The sequence below is a fragment of the Streptosporangium sp. NPDC053982 genome (assembly GCF_055585205.1).
The window spans coordinates 275,568-293,239 of the sequence record NZ_JBVJKQ010000013.1; the positions used below are offsets into that span (position 1 = coordinate 275,568).

General features: G+C 75.3%; 6 protein-coding genes. 4 read left to right on the forward strand and 2 right to left on the reverse strand.

The window, feature by feature from the left end:
- The first annotated feature begins 214 nt into the window (after nt 1–214).
- Nucleotides 215–1,387 (forward strand): FUSC family protein, encoded by a 1,173-nt coding sequence (locus ACZ6W9_RS25175; protein ID WP_389957282.1) that lies wholly within the window; start codon nt 215–217, stop codon nt 1,385–1,387.
- A gap of 57 nt (nt 1,388–1,444) precedes the next feature.
- Here the strand turns inward: ACZ6W9_RS25175 and ACZ6W9_RS25180 are convergent, their stop codons facing one another.
- Nucleotides 1,445–2,323, reverse strand: coding sequence for a MerR family transcriptional regulator (locus ACZ6W9_RS25180; RefSeq protein ID WP_389957280.1), 879 nt, complete (start codon nt 2,321–2,323; stop codon nt 1,445–1,447).
- Nucleotides 2,324–2,599: 276 nt separating this feature from the next.
- On the opposite strand from ACZ6W9_RS25180, the gene ACZ6W9_RS25185 reads away from it, so the two are divergent.
- From ACZ6W9_RS25185 to ACZ6W9_RS25195, 3 genes are read left to right on the forward strand one after another with little or no spacing between them, the layout of a single operon-like run.
- Nucleotides 2,600–7,462, forward strand: a complete 4,863-nt coding sequence (locus ACZ6W9_RS25185; protein ID WP_470119930.1) for an amino acid adenylation domain-containing protein — start codon at nt 2,600–2,602, stop codon at nt 7,460–7,462.
- Nucleotides 7,459–16,032 carry a non-ribosomal peptide synthetase/MFS transporter gene (locus ACZ6W9_RS25190; RefSeq protein WP_470119932.1) on the forward strand — a complete coding sequence of 2,858 codons (8,574 nt, stop codon included), beginning with the start codon at nt 7,459–7,461 and terminating at the stop codon, nt 16,030–16,032. Before ACZ6W9_RS25185 ends, ACZ6W9_RS25190 begins: the two co-directional genes overlap by 4 nt.
- Nucleotides 16,029–17,216 (forward strand): threonine ammonia-lyase, encoded by a 1,188-nt coding sequence (locus ACZ6W9_RS25195; protein ID WP_470119934.1) that lies wholly within the window; start codon nt 16,029–16,031, stop codon nt 17,214–17,216. The genes ACZ6W9_RS25190 and ACZ6W9_RS25195 overlap by 4 nt, the downstream gene beginning before the upstream one ends.
- Here ACZ6W9_RS25195 and ACZ6W9_RS25200 read toward each other — a convergent pair.
- On the reverse strand, nt 17,194–17,550 hold the full coding sequence (locus ACZ6W9_RS25200; protein ID WP_389957271.1) for a VOC family protein: 357 nt from the start codon (nt 17,548–17,550) through the stop codon (nt 17,194–17,196). The genes ACZ6W9_RS25195 and ACZ6W9_RS25200 overlap by 23 nt on opposite strands.
- Nucleotides 17,551–17,672 lie beyond the last annotated feature (122 nt).

A 17,672-nucleotide genomic window follows, 5' to 3' on the forward strand; every position in this document is an offset into this window, starting at 1 on the left:
ACCGACCCGGCGGCCCGTGACCTGTACCCCGTTGAGGATCACCCGGAGTGCGGGTGGGTCTTCACCGCGGAGATCCGGGCGGCGTACACGGCGGAGGCAGGGGCGGGAGCCGGCTCGCCGAGATGACCGGCCTGTCCCCCGTCGAATCACCCGTACTAGGGGAACCTGGGGCAAATGTGACCCCAGTGTCATAAAGATCGGCCATGGTGGAAGGGTGTGGACGTGGCTCGGTGATCAAGTCAGGAAGCGGCTGAGCACGTTCGGCCCGATCATGCCCTCCATCGCGCAGTGCGCCGTGGGCTCCGCGCTGGCCTGGATCGTCGCCGTCCACCTGCTCGGCCATCCCCGTCCCCTCTTCGCGCCCATCTCCGTGATGATCTGCGTGGGCGTGGGACACGGGCGGAGGCTGCGCCGGCTGGTCGAGCTGGTGGTCGGCGTCAGCCTGGGTGTGGGGATCGGCGACCTGCTGGGGTCCTGGATCGGCTCGGGGCCCTGGCAGATGGCGCTCGTGATCGCGCTGTCCATGACCGTCGCGGGGCTGGTGAGCAGCGGTGAGCTGTTCGTGTCGCAGGTCGGCTCGTCCGCGGTGCTGGTCGCCATGCTGGTGCCGGGCGAGGACGTCGGCGGGCTGGACCGGATGGCCGACGCGCTCACCGGCGGCGTCGTCGGCATCGTCGCGGTCGCGTTGCTGCCCGCCAGCCCGCTCGCCATCGCGGGCCGGCACCTGTCCGGCGTGCTCGACGCCCTCTCCACCGTGCTGGAGCAGTCCGCGGAGGCGATCGAGAAGAAGGACATGGACCTGGCCGCCGAGGCCCTGGAGTGCGGGCGCAGGACCCAGGACGTGGTCGAGGAGTTCGAGGCGGCGCTGGAGAACAGCAAGGAGATCATCATGATCTCGCCGCTGCGCCGGCACCACCGGGCCCAGCTGACCCGGTACGAGACCGCCGCCATGCCGGTGGACCTCGCGCTGCGCAACGCCCGCGTGCTGGCCCGCCGTACACTCGCGGCGCTGGGGGAGGCCGGTCCGCCGCCGGTCGTGCTGGCCGACTCGCTGCGCGAGGTCTCGGAGGCGGCGCTGCTGCTCCAGCTCGAACTGGGGGCCGGACGCGAGCCGATGCTGGCCCGGCAGGCGCTGATCGCCGTCGCCGAGCGGGAACGACCCACGAACCTGGGCTTCTCGGCGAACGTCACCCTCGCACAGCTGCGTTCCATCGCCGTCGATCTGCTGGAGGCGACCGGGATGGACCACGACGAGGCGTCGGCCATGCTCCGCCCGCTGAACGCGCCGGACGACGAGGGCGACGAGGGCGCCGACGGGCCGGACGAGCCGGACGGTGGGAGCTCCGGCGGGCCGAACGCGCCGGGTGAGCCGAGAGCCGGGCGGTGAGAGCGCCGGCGGACGGCGCCCCCGGGTTCCGTTCCGTCATCGGATGGCAGGCCGGGCTCACCCGGGATCCTCCAGCTTGATCATCAGGTGTGTCACCAGCCGGTCCGGTGACGTGGTCCTGGGGTCGGAGACGTACACCTCGCGCAGCGGGCCGTCGGGCGTGTGGCCGCGCTCGCCCAGCCAGGCGAGCAGCGCGTGCGTGGTGAGGGAGATCTGGTCGTACGGCCCGACATGGGTGGCCGAGGCGTACAGGCCGCCCGGCAGGACGTCCGGGGACGTCCCCGGGACGTCCGCGGACGTCTCCACCGCGATGGTCACGGCGAGCTCCCCGGTGAGGTCGAGCGGGAACAATCCGATCGGCGACCCCGTCGGCCCGCCCGCGCCGCTCACCGGCCCACCCGTGTCACCCGCGGTTCCCTCCGGCCCGCCGGCGACGCCCGCGGAGGCCACGGCGCCCGCGGTTCTCAGGGCGTCCACGGCGTTCACGGCCGTCATCAGCCGGGCCACGCCCGCCGACGTGACGGCGCCGATCCGCTCCAGCGTCGCGGTGTCCCGTACGGTGGCCACCCGCCGGGCGGGTTCGCGCACGACGGTCACCTCCGCGTGGGGCAGGCCGCTGGAGAGGATGCGTTCCAGCGCGGCGAAGTTGCGCTCGCGGCGCGCCAGGTCGGCCTCCATGCGGTCGCGCACGCCGCCGAGCGCGCCCGTCCCGTCGGACAGCACCCGCCCGATCGACGGCAGGGGCACGTCGAGGGAGCGCAGCAGACCGATCAGCAGTGCGGCGCGCGCCTGGTCGGGCCGGTAGTAGCGGTAGCCGCTGTCCGGGTCGACGTGGGCGGGGGCCAGCAGCCCCAGTTCGTCGTAGTGGCGCAGTTGCTTGACGCTGAGCCGGCAGAGCCGGGCGAACCGTCCGATCGGCAGATATCCCTCGTTCACGCTCCCAGCATGGACGCTCCGAGGGCGCGGGGGTCCATCCCGGTCCGAGCGTCCACGAGGGCGGCCCCAGGCGTTCCCCGCCATGCCGACAATGTGCCTAAAAATCTATATAAGTAGACAAAAGCGGAAAAAGACTAGATAGCCTAACGATTTAATGAAGGGTCTTACTGTTATCCGTATCGCCCCATAACGTCTCCTCGGCGAGCCTGTGCGAAAAGGCGTGGACATCAAATACCACGCTGCACACGCGAGCACCTATGGCACAAAAAGCTCATAGTGAGCACGGAACGGTCGGGGGCGATCGAGACGTTTGAGGGATACGGGCGCGTCCACAAGGCGATAGAGGCCCAAAGTAGACAAACTCCGCAACGCGTCGCCGTCGTGGCGGGAACCACCCGGCTCAGCTACGCCGAGCTGGACCGCAGAGCGGACGGCGTCGCACGCGCCCTCGCCGCCGAGGGCATCGGGCGCGGCCACCTGGTCGGCGTCTGCCTGGAGCGCGACGAGTGGCTGGTCCCCGCACTGGTGGGGGTGTGGAAGGCGGGGGCGGCCTACGTGCCGCTGGACCCCGCCTACCCGGCCGAGCGGCTGCGGTTCATGGCCGGGGACTCCGCGGTGACCGCGGTGCTCACCTCCGCCGCGCTGCGCCGGACCGCCGCCCTCACCGGCGCCCGGCCCGTTCTCGTGGACGACGTGGCGCCGGGCGGCGAAGCATCCGACGATGTGGCACCGGACGGCGAAGCACCTGGCGCACCTGGCGCACCTGGCGCACCTGGCGCGCCCGGCGCGCCCGGGGCGACCGGGGCGACCGGCGCGACCGGTCATCCGGGCGACGGGACATCCCGGGCGTCCGGCGGTGGGGAGCCGGACGGGGACCCCGGCGACGCGGCGTACGTCATCTACACCTCCGGCTCCACCGGAACGCCCAAAGGCGTGGTCGTGGAGCACCGCAACACCCTCAACCTGCTGAGCTGGGAGGCGTCGGCGTACACCGCCGAGGAACTGGGCGGCATGCTGGCCACCGCCTCGATCTGCTTCGACCCGTCGATCAGCCAGCTCTTCCTGCCGCTGGTCGCCGGTGGGACGGTGATCCTGGCCGACAACCTGCTGGCGCTGCCGGACCTGCCCGCCCGCGACGAGGTGACCACGGTCTACGGGGTCCCCTCCGCGCTGACGGCGCTGCTGCGCGAGCCGCTGCCGAGCGGGGTGCGCGCGGTGTTCTCCGGCGGCGAGCCGCTGACCGCCGCCCTGGTGCGGCGGATCTACGCCAACCCCGGGGTGCGCCGGGTGCTGAACCTCTACGGCCCGACCGAGTGCACCACCACCTGCGCCGTCGCCGAGGTGCGCCGGGACCACGAGGGCGAGCCGTCCCTGGGCGAACCGATCGCCGGAGCCGTGTTCTCGGTCCGCGACGCGGCCGGAGACCCCGTCCCGGACGGGGAGGCGGGCGAGCTGTGGATCGGCGGGCCGGTGGTGACCCGCGGCTACCTGCGGGGCGACTCGTCCGCGTTCCGCACCGATCCGGACGGCGGCCGGGTCTACCGCAGCGGGGACCTGGTCCGCCGGGTGGACGGCGAACTGCGCTTCGCCGGGCGGGCCGACGACCAGGTCAAGATCCGCGGCTACCGGGTGGAACCGGGCGAGGTTGAGGCCGTGCTGTCGCGCCACCCCGCGGTACGGCGGGCCGTCGTGCTGGCCGCGGCCGACGACGACGGGATCGCCTACCTCGCCGGCCACGCGGCGGCCTCCGGGGTGGGCGAGCCGGAGCTGCGCGACTGGCTGCGCGCCCGGCTGCCCGCCCACCTGGTGCCGACCCGCATCGGCGTGGCCGATGAGCTCCCGCTCGGCCCCAACGGCAAGGTGGACCGCGCGGCCCTGCCCCGGCTCGGCGCCGCCCGGCCGGCCGGCCCGGCGCCGGTGGCTCCGCGCACCGACGACGAGCGCCTGACGGCGGAGGTGATCGCCGGCGTCCTCGGCCTGCCCGAGGTCGGCGTGCACGACCGGTTCGCCGACCTGGGCGGGCACTCCCTGGCCGCCGCCAGGGTCGTCACCGAACTGTCCCGCCGGCTGGGGCACACCGTGCCGCTGGCGGCCTTCCTGACCGAGCCGACCGCCGCGGGCCTGGCCACCCGGCTGCGCCAGGCCGGCTCCGGACCGGTACGGCGGGCCGGCCGGACCCGGCACCCGCTCACCGGCACGCAGCGCCAGTTCTGGACCCTGCGGCAGTTCCACCCCGGAAGCCCGGTCACCACGCTGGGGATCCGGCTGCGCGTGCGCGGCCTGCCGGGTGTCGCGCCGCTGCGCGCGGCCCTGGACGCGGTCGTGCGCCGGCACGAGGTGCTGCGCAGCACGGTCGCCGTCGACGGGGACGGCACGCCGTACGCCGTGGTGCGTCCTCCGGCGCCGGTGCCGCTGACCGAGCACGCGGCGGGCGAGGATCCCGAGACCGTGGCCAGGACCGCGGCGTCGTACGTGTTCGACGTGACGAGCGAGGTGCCGCTGATGCGGGCCTCCCTGTGCCCGGTCGGCGGCGCGGAGGCCGAACTGGTGGTCGTGGTGGACCACATCGCCTTCGACGGCGGCTCCGTCGGGGTGCTGATGGGCGAACTGGCCGCCGGACTGGCCGGCGAGGTCGTCCCCGAACCGGCGGTCCAGGTCGGCGACGTGGCCGTGTGGCAGGAGGAACAGCCGGACCTGGAGCGGCTGCGGGAGTTCTGGCGGGCCGAGCTGGACGGCGCGCCCCCCGGGCCCCCCGCGCCCGCGGACCTGACGGCGGGCCGGGTGATCCGGCCGCTGCCCGGGGAGTTCACGGCGGATGTGGACGCGCTGGCCCGGGAGTGCGGCGCCACCCCGTTCGCGGTGTACCTGGCGGCCCTCGCCCTGGCGAGCGGTGAGCCCGACACGCTGGTCGGGGTGGCCGCGGCCCGGCGTGCCCGGCCGGAGCTGACCGGCGTCATCGGCCCGCTGATCGACATGGTGCCGGCACGGCTGCGGCCGGCCGATGAGCCGACCTTCCGGGACCTGGTCCGGCAGGCCGCCGCCGCGACCACCAGGGCCCTGGTCCACCAGGAGATCCCGCCCGCCGAGCTGCCCCGCGTTCCGGTGCTGCTGGCCATGCAGCACGCCGAGGTGCCGGTGCGCCTGGGCGGCCTGGAGCTGCTCACCGACCTGGGCTCGGGCGCCGCGGTCCACGAGCTCAGCGTGCTCGTCAACCGGACCGTGGACGGCACCGAACTGCAACTGGAGTACGGCCGCGCCCACCTCGACCCGCCGCGCGCCGAGGCGTACCTGGACCGGCTGACCTGGCTGCTGCGGTGCGCGCTGGCCGACCCGGACCGGCCCCCGGCGGCGTTCGAGCGGGTCACCCCGGACGAACGCGCCGCCCTGCTGGCCGCCGCGGCCGGTCCGGAGCTGCCGGAGACCCTCCCGACGGTCCCGGAGGCGCTGGCGGCCCACACCGGCGGGACGGCCGTCATCGGCCCGGACGGGACCTCGCTCGGCCACGCCGAGCTGCATGACTGGTCCGGGCGGGCGGCGGCGGCGCTGCTGGAGAACGGGATCGCACCGGGGGAGGTGGTCGGGGTCTGCCTGCCGCGCGACCACCTGATGCCGGCGGTCCTGCTGGCGGTGTGGCGGGCCGGCGCGGCGTACCTGCCGCTGGACCCGGAGCATCCCGCCGAACGGCTGCGCCGGCTGGCCCGGGACGCCGGGGTGCGGACGGTGCTCACCCGGGGAGGGGTGAGCGTTCCGGGCCTCGACACCCTCGACGTGGACCACCTGGTGGCCGCCCACCCCGGGCGGGCGGAGCTGCCGGTCGTGCGACCCGGGGATCTGGCGTACGTGCTCCACACCTCCGGTTCCACCGGGGAGCCCAAGGGGGTGGAGATCACCCACGGCGGCCTGGCCGCCTACGTGGCCGGGATCGCCGCCGCGCTGCGGCTGGGCCCCGGCGACGTCCAGCCGGCCGTGGCGCCGCTCACCTTCGACATCTCCGCCTCCGAGCTGTGGAGCGTCCTGGCGCGCGGCGGCACCTGCGTGGTGGTGGACCGGGCCACGGCCGTGGACGGGCACGCGCTGGCCGGACTGATCGCCTCCTGCGGGGCGACGGTGATCGACCTGGTGCCCACCGCGTACCGCCTGCTGCTGGCCGCCGGCTGGACCGGTGACCCGGCGCTGCGGGCCGTCGCAGGCGGGGAGAGCCTGGACGCGGCCCTGGCCGAGCGGATCCTGGAGCGGGTCGGCGAGCTGTGGAACGCCTACGGCCCCACCGAGACCACGGTCACCTCGACCCTGCACCGGGTCCGGGCGCCCGCGTCCGAGGGGGTGCCGATCGGGCCGCCGATGCCGGGGGAGCGGGCCTACGTGGTCGACGCCGGGCTGCGCCTGGTGCCGCCGGGCGCGGTGGGCGAGCTGCTGCTCGGCGGCGCCGGGGTGGCCCGGGGCTACCGGGGCCGGCCCGGGCAGACCGCGGACGCGTTCGTCGACGACCCGTTCACACCCGGCGGGCGGTGCTACCGGACCGGGGACCTGGTGCGGTGGCGGCCGGACGGGACGCTGGAGTTCCACGGCCGCACCGACCACCAGGTGAAGGTCCGCGGCTACCGGATCGAACTGGGCGAGATCGAGGCGGTGCTGCGGGAGGTGGCCGACGGGACGGTGACCGTGGCCGGCTCGGAGGCGCACGCCCACCTGGTCGGCTACGTCGCGCCGGAGACGGCCGACCTGGCCGCGGTCGAGAGCCACGTCCGGTCGCGGTTGCCCGGCCACATGGTGCCCCGGCGGTGGGTCGCGTTGCCGGCCCTGCCCACGTTGCCCAGCGGCAAGATCGACCGGAAGGCGCTGCCCGAGCCGGCCGACGTCCCGGAGGCGCGACGGGTCGCACCCGCCACCGACGCCGAACGCCTGGCGGCCACCATCTGGGCGGCCGTCCTGGAACGCCCCGCGATCTGGGCCGACGACGACTTCTTCGCCCTGGGCGGGCACTCCTTCGCCGCGACCCGCGTGGCCGTCCGGATCAGGGAGACGCTGGGGCTGGCCGTCCCCGTACGGATGCTGTTCGAGCGGCCGGTGCTCGCCGACTTCGCCGCCGGACTCGAAGAACTGCTGGTCGCCGAACTGACGGATGGGAGCCACGCATGACCGAGCTCGCTCAGGACCGGCTCGCAGAACTGCTCCGGTCCCGGTTCGCCGCCGCCCAGGCGGCGGCCGAGGCCCTCGGCGTCACGAGCATCCCGGCACGTTCCGAGACGGACATGCCGCTGTCGCCCGCCCAGGAACGGCTGTGGTTCCTGGCCCAGCTGGAGCCGGACTCCCCCGCGTACAACGTGCCGCTGGCGCTGCGGCTGAGCGGGCCGGTGGACGTCGGCGCGCTCACCGCCGCGGTGGCCGACCTGGCCGACCGGCACTGGATCCTGCGCGGCGTCATCGACGGCACGAGGGTACGGCCGGCAGACGGCGTCCCCGTCTCCGTGGTGGACACCGACCCCGCGGAGCTGGAGCGGGAGCTGGCCGCCCAGGCGTGGCGCCCGTTCCGGCTGGACGCCGAGCCGCCCCTGCGGGCCACGGTGTTCCGGCTGGGCGGCCACGAGTGCGTGCTCGCGCTGACCCTGCACCACATCGCCACCGACGCCTGGTCGGAGAAGCTGCTGCTGGAGGACCTCTCGGCGCTGTACGCGGCCCGGCTCGGCCTGGCGCCGCGACCGGAGCCCCCGGCCCTGCAGTACGCGGACGTGGCCGCGTGGGAGGCCGGGCGGCCCGAGGACGACGTGGACTGGTGGACCGGGCGTCTGGCCGGCCTGCCGCCGGTGCTGGACCTGCCGGTCGCCCGGCCGCGCCCGGCCGTCTCCGCCTGGCAGGGTGCCGCGATCGAGGTCGAGGTGCCCGAGTCCCTGTCCGCGAAGGTGCGCGCGGTGACGGGCGCGACGCCGTTCATGGTGTTCCTGGCCGGCCTGCAGGCGCTGCTGGCCCGCCTGTCCGGCGGCGACGACATCGCCGTCGGGGTGCCGCACGCCGGACGGCACCACCCCGACGCCGAGAAGGTGGTGGGCTGCTTCATCAACACCCTGGTGATCCGCACCGACACCTCCGGCGACCCCACCGGCGCCGAACTGCTGGACCGGGCCCGCACGGCAGCGCTGGACGCGTTCGCCCACGCCCGCACGCCGTTCGAGCGGATCGTGGAGCGGCTGCGGCCGGAGCGGAACCTGTCGGTGACCCCGCTGTTCCAGGTGATGCTGAACGTCTACGACGCCGGTGCGCCGGTGACCCTGCCCGGTCTGGACGTCCGTACCGAAGCGGTGCCCGCGCCGAACGCCAAGTTCGACCTGAACCTGGCGCTCGGCGACGACGGGAGCCGGTTCACCGGCGAGCTGCGTTACCGGACCGACCTGTTCGACGAGACCGCCGTCCGGCGGCTGGTGGAGTGGTACCTGGCGCTGCTGGACGGGCTGCTCACCGACACCGGCGCGCCGGTCCGCCTCCCCGAAGGCCCCGACCTGCTCGGACCGGTCGCGGATCTGCCGACGGACGTGCCGCTGCACACACTGGTCGAGCGGATGGCCGACGCCCGTCCCGACGCGCTCGCGGTCGTCTCATCCGCCCCTTCGCGGCTCACGACGTCTCCCGAGTCCCCGGAACCCGCGGGCGCCGCGGGGCTCGCGGCGCCCGCGGGGCTCGCGGAGCTCGGCTACGCGGAGCTGGACCGGCGGGCCAACCAGGTGGCGCACCGGCTGCTTGCCCTCGGGGTGCGGCCGCAGGAACCGGTCGCCGTGCTGATGGAACGGCGGCCCGAACTGGTGGTCGCCCTGCTGGGAGTGCTCAAGGCCGGCGCGGCCTACCTGCCGCTCGACCCGGTCTACCCGGCGCGGCGGACCGAGGCCGTCCTGGCCGCGTCGGGGGCCCGGATCGTGCTCACCGAGGCCGAGGTCGCCGCCGCCGGGGACGAGCCGGAGCACCGCCCGGACGTGGCGGTGCCGTCCGACCACCTGGCGTACGTGATCTACACCTCCGGCTCCACCGGGGAGCCCAAGGGCGTCGCGGTGGAACACCGGCAGATCACCCACTACCTGGGCGCGGTGGCCGGCCGGATCCCCGCGGGGACGTCCTCCTTCGCCCTGGTGTCCACCGCCGCGGCCGACCTGGGGCTGACCAACGTGCTGTGCGCGCTGACCTCCGGCGCCACCCTGCACCTGATCGACCACGAGACGGCCACCGACCCGGCCGCCTACGCCGCCTACCTGGCCGCGCGTCCGGTGGACGCGGTCAAGATGGTGCCCAGCCAGCTGGAACCGCTGGGGATGGACGCCCTGCCCGCGAAACTGCTGATCCTCGCCGGTGAGGCCGTGCCGCCCGACCTGCTGGAGCGGATACGGCGGGCACGGCCCGACCTGGCGGTGCAGATCCACTACGGCCCCACCGAGACGACGGTGTCGGTGCTGGCCTGCGACGCGGACGAGGTGCCTCCCGGCGTGGCGCCGCTGGGCCGGCCGCTGGCCGACGTGGCGTGCCGGGTGGCCGACCCCGGAGGGCGGGCCGTGCCGTACGGCGTGCCGGGGGAGCTGTGGATCGGCGGGCCCAGCCTGGCCCGCGGCTACCTGGGCCGGCCCGACCTGACGGCGCAGCGGTTCACCGGCGGCTGGTACCGCACGGGGGACCGGGTGCGGGTGAACGAGTCCGGCCTGGTGGAGTTCCTGGGGCGGATCGACGACCAGGTGAAGGTACGCGGCTTCCGGGTCGAGCTCGGCGAGGTCACCGCGGCGCTGCGGGCCCTGCCGCAGGTGGCGGAGGCGTTCGTGCAGCCGGTCGGCGCCGGGGCGGAGCGGCGCCTGACCGCCTGGGTGACCCCCGCGACCGTGGACGTCGCGCGGGTGCGGGCCGAGCTGCGGGAACGGCTGCCCGACTACATGGTGCCGGCCGCGATCGGCGCGCTGGACGCGCTGCCGCTCACCCCGAACGGCAAGGTGGACCGGGCGGCGCTGCCGGTCCCCGAGGCCGGTCCGGCGGTGCGGGTGCCGCCGGGCACACCGCAGGAGCACCTCGTCGCCGGGATCTGGGCGGAGGTGCTGGACCTGCCGCGGGTGTGGGCGGACGACGACTTCTTCGCCCTCGGCGGGCACTCCTTCGCCGCGACCCGGGTGGCCGGGCGGCTGCGGGAACGGCTGGGCGCGCCGGTCGCGGTGCGGCTGCTGTTCGAACACCCGGTGCTCGCCGACCTGGCCGCCCGCCTGCCCCGCCCGGCCACGGAGACCAGGGCGCGACGGCAGCGGGCGGACGGCCCGGCCCCGCTGTCGGGGGCGCAGGCCAGGCTGTGGTTCCTGGCGCAGCTGGAGCCGGAGAGCACGGCCTACAACGTGCCGCTGGCGCTGCGGCTGCGCGGGCCGCTCCAGGTGGAGGCGCTGCTGGGCGCCGTCCGCGACCTGGCCGAGCGGCACCGGGTGCTGCGCGGCGTGATCGACGACTCCGGCGCCGAACCGGTCCTGGTGACACGGCCCGCCGAGGACGTGCCGGTGTCGACCGCGGACGTCGACGCCTCCGAGGTGGAGGCGACGGTCGCCGCCCACCTGGCCACGCCGTTCGCGCTGGACCGGGAGCCGCCGATGCGGGCGGTGCTCCTCACGGTCGGCGACGCCGAGCACGTGCTCTCGCTCACCTTCCACCACATCGCCACCGACGCGTGGACCCGCGGGCTGCTGCTGTCGGAGCTGTCCGACCTGTACGCGGCCCGGCTCGGGCTGCGCCCGCCGCCGGAGGCGCCGCCGGCCCAGTATGCCGAGGTGGCGCCGGTCCCCGACACGGCGGACCTGGAGTGGTGGGCCGAGCGGCTGCGCGGCCTGCCGCCGGTGCTCGACCTGCCCACCGACCGGCCGCGTCCGGCGGTGCCCGACCCGGGCGGCGCCTCGGTGGAGCTCGAACTGCCGGTGGAGCTGGGCGAGCGGGTCAGGACGGTGGCCGCCACCTACCGGGCGACGCCGTTCATCGTGCTGCTGGCCGCGCTGCAGGCGCTGCTGGCGCGGCTGTCGGCCGGTACCGACATCGCGGTGGGTGTGCCGGTCTCCGGCAGGGACCACCCCGACACCGAGGGCGTGGTGGGCTGCTTCCTCAACACCGTGGTCGTGCGGACCGAGGTCGGCGGCGAACCGACCGGTCACGAGCTGCTGGCCCGGGTCAGGGAGGGCGCGCTGGGCGCCCTGGCGCACGCGGGCACGCCGTTCGACCGGGTGGTCGACCTGCTGCGGCCGGAGCGGAACCTGGCCGCGACCCCGCTGTTCCAGGTGATGCTGAACCACGTCACCGCCGTGGGACGGCCGCGGCTGCCCGGCCTGGAGGCGACCGAGATCCACCTGCCGGAGCTGACGGCGAAGTTCGACCTGAACTGGCACGTCGTCGACGCGGGGCCCGGCACGCCGCTGCGCGGCGGCCTCGGCTACCGCACCGACCTGTTCGACGCGGACACCGCGGCCCGGTTCACCCGGTGGTACGTGGCCCTGCTGGACGGGATGCTGGCCGACCTGGACGCGCCCGTGGGCGCGGTGCCGCTGGAGCCGGTGACCGGCCCGGTCCTGGCCGGCGAACCGCTGCCGCCCCCGGCCGGCCCTGCGTCCCAGACCGGTACGGCGGACGCGGCAGGTCCGGCCGGTACAGCGAGCCTGGCGTCCCCGGCCGGTCCGGCGGGCACGGCCGGTCCGGCGGGCACGGCCGGTCCGGCGGGCACGGCCGACGCGGCGGGTCCGGTGGGGGCGGTGGGCTCAATGTCCCCGGCCACCACGGTCGGCACGCCGGCGCCGCTGGACACGCCGGTGCACCGGCTGATCGAACGCTGGGTGGACGGCCGCCCCGACGCGCCGGCCGTGGTGGGCGCGGACCGCGCCCTGACCTACGCCGAGCTGGAGACGGACGCCAACCGGATCGCCCACTGGCTGCTGGCCGCGGAGGTGGGCGCCGACGAGCCGGTCGGCGTCCTGCTGGAGCCGGGAGCCGACCTGGCCTGCGCCCTGTTCGGGATCCAGAAGTCGGGCGGCGGTTACCTGCCGCTGGACCCGGCGTACCCGGCCGCGCGGATCACCGCCATGCTCGACGCCGCCGGCGTGCGGGCGGTGGTCACCACGGCCGAGTTCTCCGGCCTGGCCGGCGCCGGCCGCCGCGTGCTGGCACTCGACCGGCTCCCGTCCCTGGAGGCGACCCGGCCGCGGGTCGACGTGCGGCCGGAGCACCTGCACCACGTGATCTTCACCTCCGGCTCCACCGGCACTCCCAAGGCCGTGGCCGCCGAGCACCGCGGCGTGGTGAACTACCTGAACGGCATGCTGCCCCGGATCGACGTGCCGGGCGGTTCGTACGCGGTGGTGTCCACCCCCGCCGCCGACTTCGGCCTCACCTGCGTGTTCGGCGCCCTGACCACGGGCGGCACGGTGCACCTGGTGCCCCGGGAGACCGCGATGGACCCCGGCGCGTTCGCCGGCTACCTCGGCGCGCACCACATCGACGTGGTCAAGTGCGTGCCCAGCCACCTGGAGCTGCTGGCCTCCGGCGGCGACCTGGCCGCCGTCCTGCCGGGCAGACTGCTGATCCTGGCGGGGGAGGCGTGCCCGTGGGACCTCGTGGAGCGGGCCAGGGCCGCGCGGCCGGGCCTGCGGATCCAGAGCCACTACGGGCACACCGAGTCCACGATGATCTGCCTGGTCTGCGACACCGAGGAGATCCCGGTCGCGCACCGGACCGGGATCGTGCCGCTGGGCCGGCCCCTGCCGGGCGTGTACGGGCACCTGGTGGACGCGGGCATGCGGCCGGTTCCGGTCGGGGTGCCCGGCGAGCTGGTGGTCGGCGGACCGGGCGTGACCCGCGGCTACATCGGCCTGCCCGAGCTGACCGCGGAACGCTTCGTGCCCGACCCGCTGACCGGGCAGGGACGCTGCTACCGCAGCGGCGACCTGCTGCGCGTCACGGCCGACGGCCGGGTGGAGTTCCGCGGCCGGGTGGACGACCAGGTCAAGGTGCGCGGCTACCGGGTCGAGCTGGGTGAGATCATCACCGCGTTGCGCGCCCTGCCCCAGATCGCGGAGGCCGTGGTGCTGCCGGTGGGCGAGGGGAAGGCCAGGCAGCTCGCCGCCTGGGTGACACCGTCCGCCGGGAGATCCGGGGAGACCGGGGACGCAGGGGAGACCCGGAAGACCGGGGGAGCAGGGGAGACCGGGGGAGCCGGGGAGACCGGGGAGACCGGGAGGACGGTCGACACCGCGGCGGTCAGGGCCGCGCTCCGGGAGCGGTTGCCCGACTACATGGTCCCGGCCCGGTTCGTCGTCCTCGACCGGCTTCCGCTCAACCCGAACGGCAAGGTGGACCGGGCCGCCCTGCCCGCGCCGCAGGCGGAGACCGCCGTGTTCGTGCCGCCGTCCACGGCCGCCGAGGAACTGGTCGCCCTGGCCTGGGCGCGGGTGCTCGACGTGGCCGAGGTCGGGGCGCACGACGACTTCTTCGCCCTGGGTGGAGACTCCTTCGCCGCGGTCCGCGCGGTCAAGGAGATCGGCTCCGGCCTGCGGGTGATCGACCTGTTCACCCGGCCCACCGTCGCCGAACTGGCCGCGTTCCTGGACCACCGCGACGGCGGCGGGCTGCTGCACCGGCTGGGCGGCGGCCGTACCAGCGAGTTCACCCTGGTGTGCGTGCCGTACGGCGGCGGGTCGGCGGCCGTGTACCAGCCGCTCGCCTGGGCGCTGGGCGAGGGGGTGGAGGTGCTCGCGGCGGAGCTGCCCGGCCACGACCCGGCCCGGCCGGAGGAGTCGCCGCTGCCGCTGGACGAGCTGGTCGAGGCACTGGCCGCGGAAGTGGCCACGACCGCGTCCGCCCCGATCGCGATCTACGGTCACTGCGTGGGATCCGCGCCCGCGGTGGCCCTCGCCCGACGGCTGGAGGCGGACGGGATCCCCGTACTGGGCGTGATCGCGGGCGGCAGCTTCCCCAGCGCCCGGCTGCCCGGCCTGGCCCAGCGGCTGTTCCGCGGCGACCGATGGGTCTCCGACCGGATGTTCCGGGACGCGCTGCGCGCCACGGGCGGCCTGCTGGACGACATGGACGAGGCCGCCAAGGAGGTCGCGGTGCGGGCGATGCGCCACGACGCCGACCAGGCGCGGGAGTGGTTCGGCCGTGAGCTGGCCGCCCCGGGGACGCCGCTGCGCGCCCCCCTCCTGTGCGTGGTGGGCGAACGGGACCGCGCCACCGAGCTGTACCAGGAGCGGTACGCGGAGTGGGCGGCCTTCGCGCCCCGGGCGGACGTGGCCGTGCTGCCCCGCGCCGGTCACTACTTCCTGCGGCACCAGGCGGAGCCGCTGGCCGCCCTGGTGGCCGAGCACCTGCGGAACTGGGCGTCGGACCGGCTGCCCGCCCCGGTGCGTCCACCCGACCGCGCAGGCCGCACCGGCCTGCGCCCCTTCTACACCGTCGCGGCCGGGCAGTTCGCCTCGGCGGTGGGAACGGCGCTGAGCTCGTTCGCCCTCGGTGTCTGGGCCTACCAGCAGAGCGGCGAGATCCTGGACCTGGCCCTGATCGTGATGCTGGCGCAGATCCCGACCGTGCTGCTCACCCCGCTGGGCGGCGCGCTGGCCGACCGGTGGGACCGCCGCCGGATCATGCTGGCCTGCGACGCGATCTCCGGTCTCGCCATGGCGGCGCTGGTGCTGCTGATGGTCACCGGCCGGCTGGAACTGTGGAACGTGTGCCTCATCGTCGGCGCGACGTCGGTGGTCACCGCGTTCCAGATGCCCGCCTACCTGGCCGCGATCGCGCAACTGGTGCCCAAGCCGTACCTGCCGCAGGCCAACGCCGTGGCGAACCTGGGCTTCGGCGTCGGCAACGTGGTGGCCCCGCTCGCCGGGGGCGCGCTGATCGGCCTGTTCGGGCTGTCGTCGGTGGTGGCCATCGACGTGGTCTCGTTCGGGCTGGGGGTGGTGACCCTGCTGGCGGTCCGGTTCCCCAACCGGCTGTTCCACCGGCGGGAGGAGACGTTCCGGGCGGCGCTGACCGGCGGCTGGCGGTTCCTCATCCGCCGCCGTCCGCTGCTGGTGATGGCGCTCTACTTCGCGGTGGTCAACTTCTGCACCGCGCTGATGTGGGTGCTCGTCACCCCGGTCGTCCTGGCCATCGGCTCCCCGGCGTCCCTGGGCGCGGTGACCGCGGCCGGCGGCCTCGGCGCGGCCGTGGGCACCGCGGTGGTGCTGGTGTGGGGCGGGACCCGGCGCAGGACCGTCGGCATGATCGGCTTCGTGGCCGGGTCGGGGCTCGGCGTGGTGCTGATGGGCGTGTGGCCGGCGGTGTGGCTGGTCGCGGCCGGCCTGTTCCTCCGGCTGGCCTGCATGAGCATCGGCAACGCGCACTGGCTGTCCATCATCCAGGTGAAGGTGGGACCCGAGCTGCAGGGCCGGGTGCTGGCCGTCAACGTCATGCTCGCCACGGCCATGCAGCCGCTGGGCTTCCTGTCGGCAGGCCCGCTGGCCGACTGGGTTCAGCCGCACACCTCGGGGCCCGGCCGGGGGGCGGCGGCGGTGCTGCTGGTCAGCGGCGTGTTCCTGGTCGTCTGGGGACTGCTCGGACTGCGCCACCGCCCGCTGTACCGCCTGGAGGACCTGGTCCCCGACGCCGCACCGCCACCGGAGGCCGAGGCCGACCTGGACGCCATCCAGGACGGGGTGCTGAGCAGGGACGAGGCACTGAGCCGATGAACCGGACGACCGGAGAGACCGGCCCGGACGTCGCCGGAGACCGGGGAGCCGAGCGGACGCGCCGGGCGACGGAGCCTGACGTGGCGGGCCGGGACACAGAGCCCGGCGTGGCGAGCCCGGTGACGGCGGCCGGCACGATGCGCCTGGTGACGGAGGCCGACGTGGCCGCGGCCACGACCAGGATCGCGGCGTCCGTACGGCGCACACCGCTGCTGCGCCTGCCCGGGGAACGGCTCTGGATCAAACCGGAGAACCGGCAGCCCACCCGCTCGTTCAAGGTGAGGGGCGCGCTGAACGCCGTGGGACGGCTGGCCGAACGGGGTGTCGGGCACGTCATCGCCCAGTCCTCCGGCAACCACGCCCAGGCCGTCGCGTACGCCGCCGACAGGCACGGCCTGCGGGTCACCGTGGTCCTGCCCGACACCGCGCCGGCGCTGAAGGTCGAGGCGGCCCGCCGGCTCGGCGCGGAGGTGGTGATCGTGCCGCCCGCTCTGCGGGAGGTCACCTGCCTGGCCCTCGCCGACCGGCTCGCGGCCACGGTGGTCGGCTCCGACGACTCCGACGTCATCGCCGGGCACGGCAGCGTCGGGGACGAGATCGCCCGGGACCAGTCCCGCGCCGGCGTGATCCTGGTGCCCGTCTGCAACGGCGGCCTGCTGGCCGGGGTCGCGGTCGCCGCCAAGGCCGTCGACCCGGCGATCAGGGTCATCGGCGTCGAGCCCGAGCTGGCCGCCGACGGCGCGGACAGCTTCCGCGCGGGCCGCAGGATCGCGTGGCCGGTGGGACGGACCTACCGCACCGTGGCCGACGGCCTGCGCGGCCCGGTCCTGGGCGCTCTGGCGTGGGAGCACATCCACCGGTACGTGGACGACATGCTGACCGTGAGCGAGGAGAGCATCGGGGCCGCCGCCGACCTCCTCCGGCGGGAGCTGGGGGAGCGCGCCGAACCCAGCGGCGCGGTGACCACCGCGGCCTACCTCACCCACCGGGCCACGTTGCCGCCCGGACCCGTGACGGCCGTCCTCTCGGGCGGAAACGTGGCGGTCCACGTCGGCACCGGCACCGGCACCGGCACTGACACCGGCACCGCCGAAGCCACGGCCGGCACCGCGGCCGACCGATCCGGCGGGGGCGAGCGGCCCGAGGCCGCCCCGGGACGCCTCAGAGGAGCTGGGTCAGGTTGACCATGTTGCCGTCGGGGTCGTGGACGTGGGCGACCCGCTCGCCCCACGGCATGTCGTTCGGCGGGCCGAGCACGCGCCCGCCGGCCGCCTCGACCCGCTCCAGCAGCCCGTCGACGTCGTCGACCCGCACGCTCAGCGCGAACCGCTGCGGCGCGGACAGATCGGCTTCGTCGCTGACCAGGCCGAGTTCGGAGTCGCCCAGCTTCAGTCCCACGAAGAAGACGGGGCCGTCGTCCGGGAAACGGCTCGTCTCCACCGCGCCGAGCAGCCGCTCGTAGAAGGACCGCATCCGGGGCAGGCCGGGGGTGATGATGATGGGCTGGACGGTCGTCATATCCGCTCCTTCGTTCACTTCACGTCGCTGTCCGAGGTGGTACGGCGCGGCGGCGCGAAACTCATCGGCGGGACCGGAGTGCTCACGGCCGCAGGGGCGCGCGTCGGCCGGGAACGTCCGCC

Bases quoted from the DNA above. Each gene is read 5' to 3' on its own strand.
- ACZ6W9_RS25190 (WP_470119932.1), top strand. From the start codon at position 7,459: ATGACCGAGCTCGCTCAGGACCGGCTCGCAGAACTGCTCCGGTCCCGG.
- ACZ6W9_RS25195 (WP_470119934.1), top strand. From the start codon at position 16,029: ATGAACCGGACGACCGGAGAGACCGGCCCGGACGTCGCCGGAGACCGG.
- ACZ6W9_RS25200 (WP_389957271.1), bottom strand. From the start codon at position 17,550: ATGACGACCGTCCAGCCCATCATCATCACCCCCGGCCTGCCCCGGATG.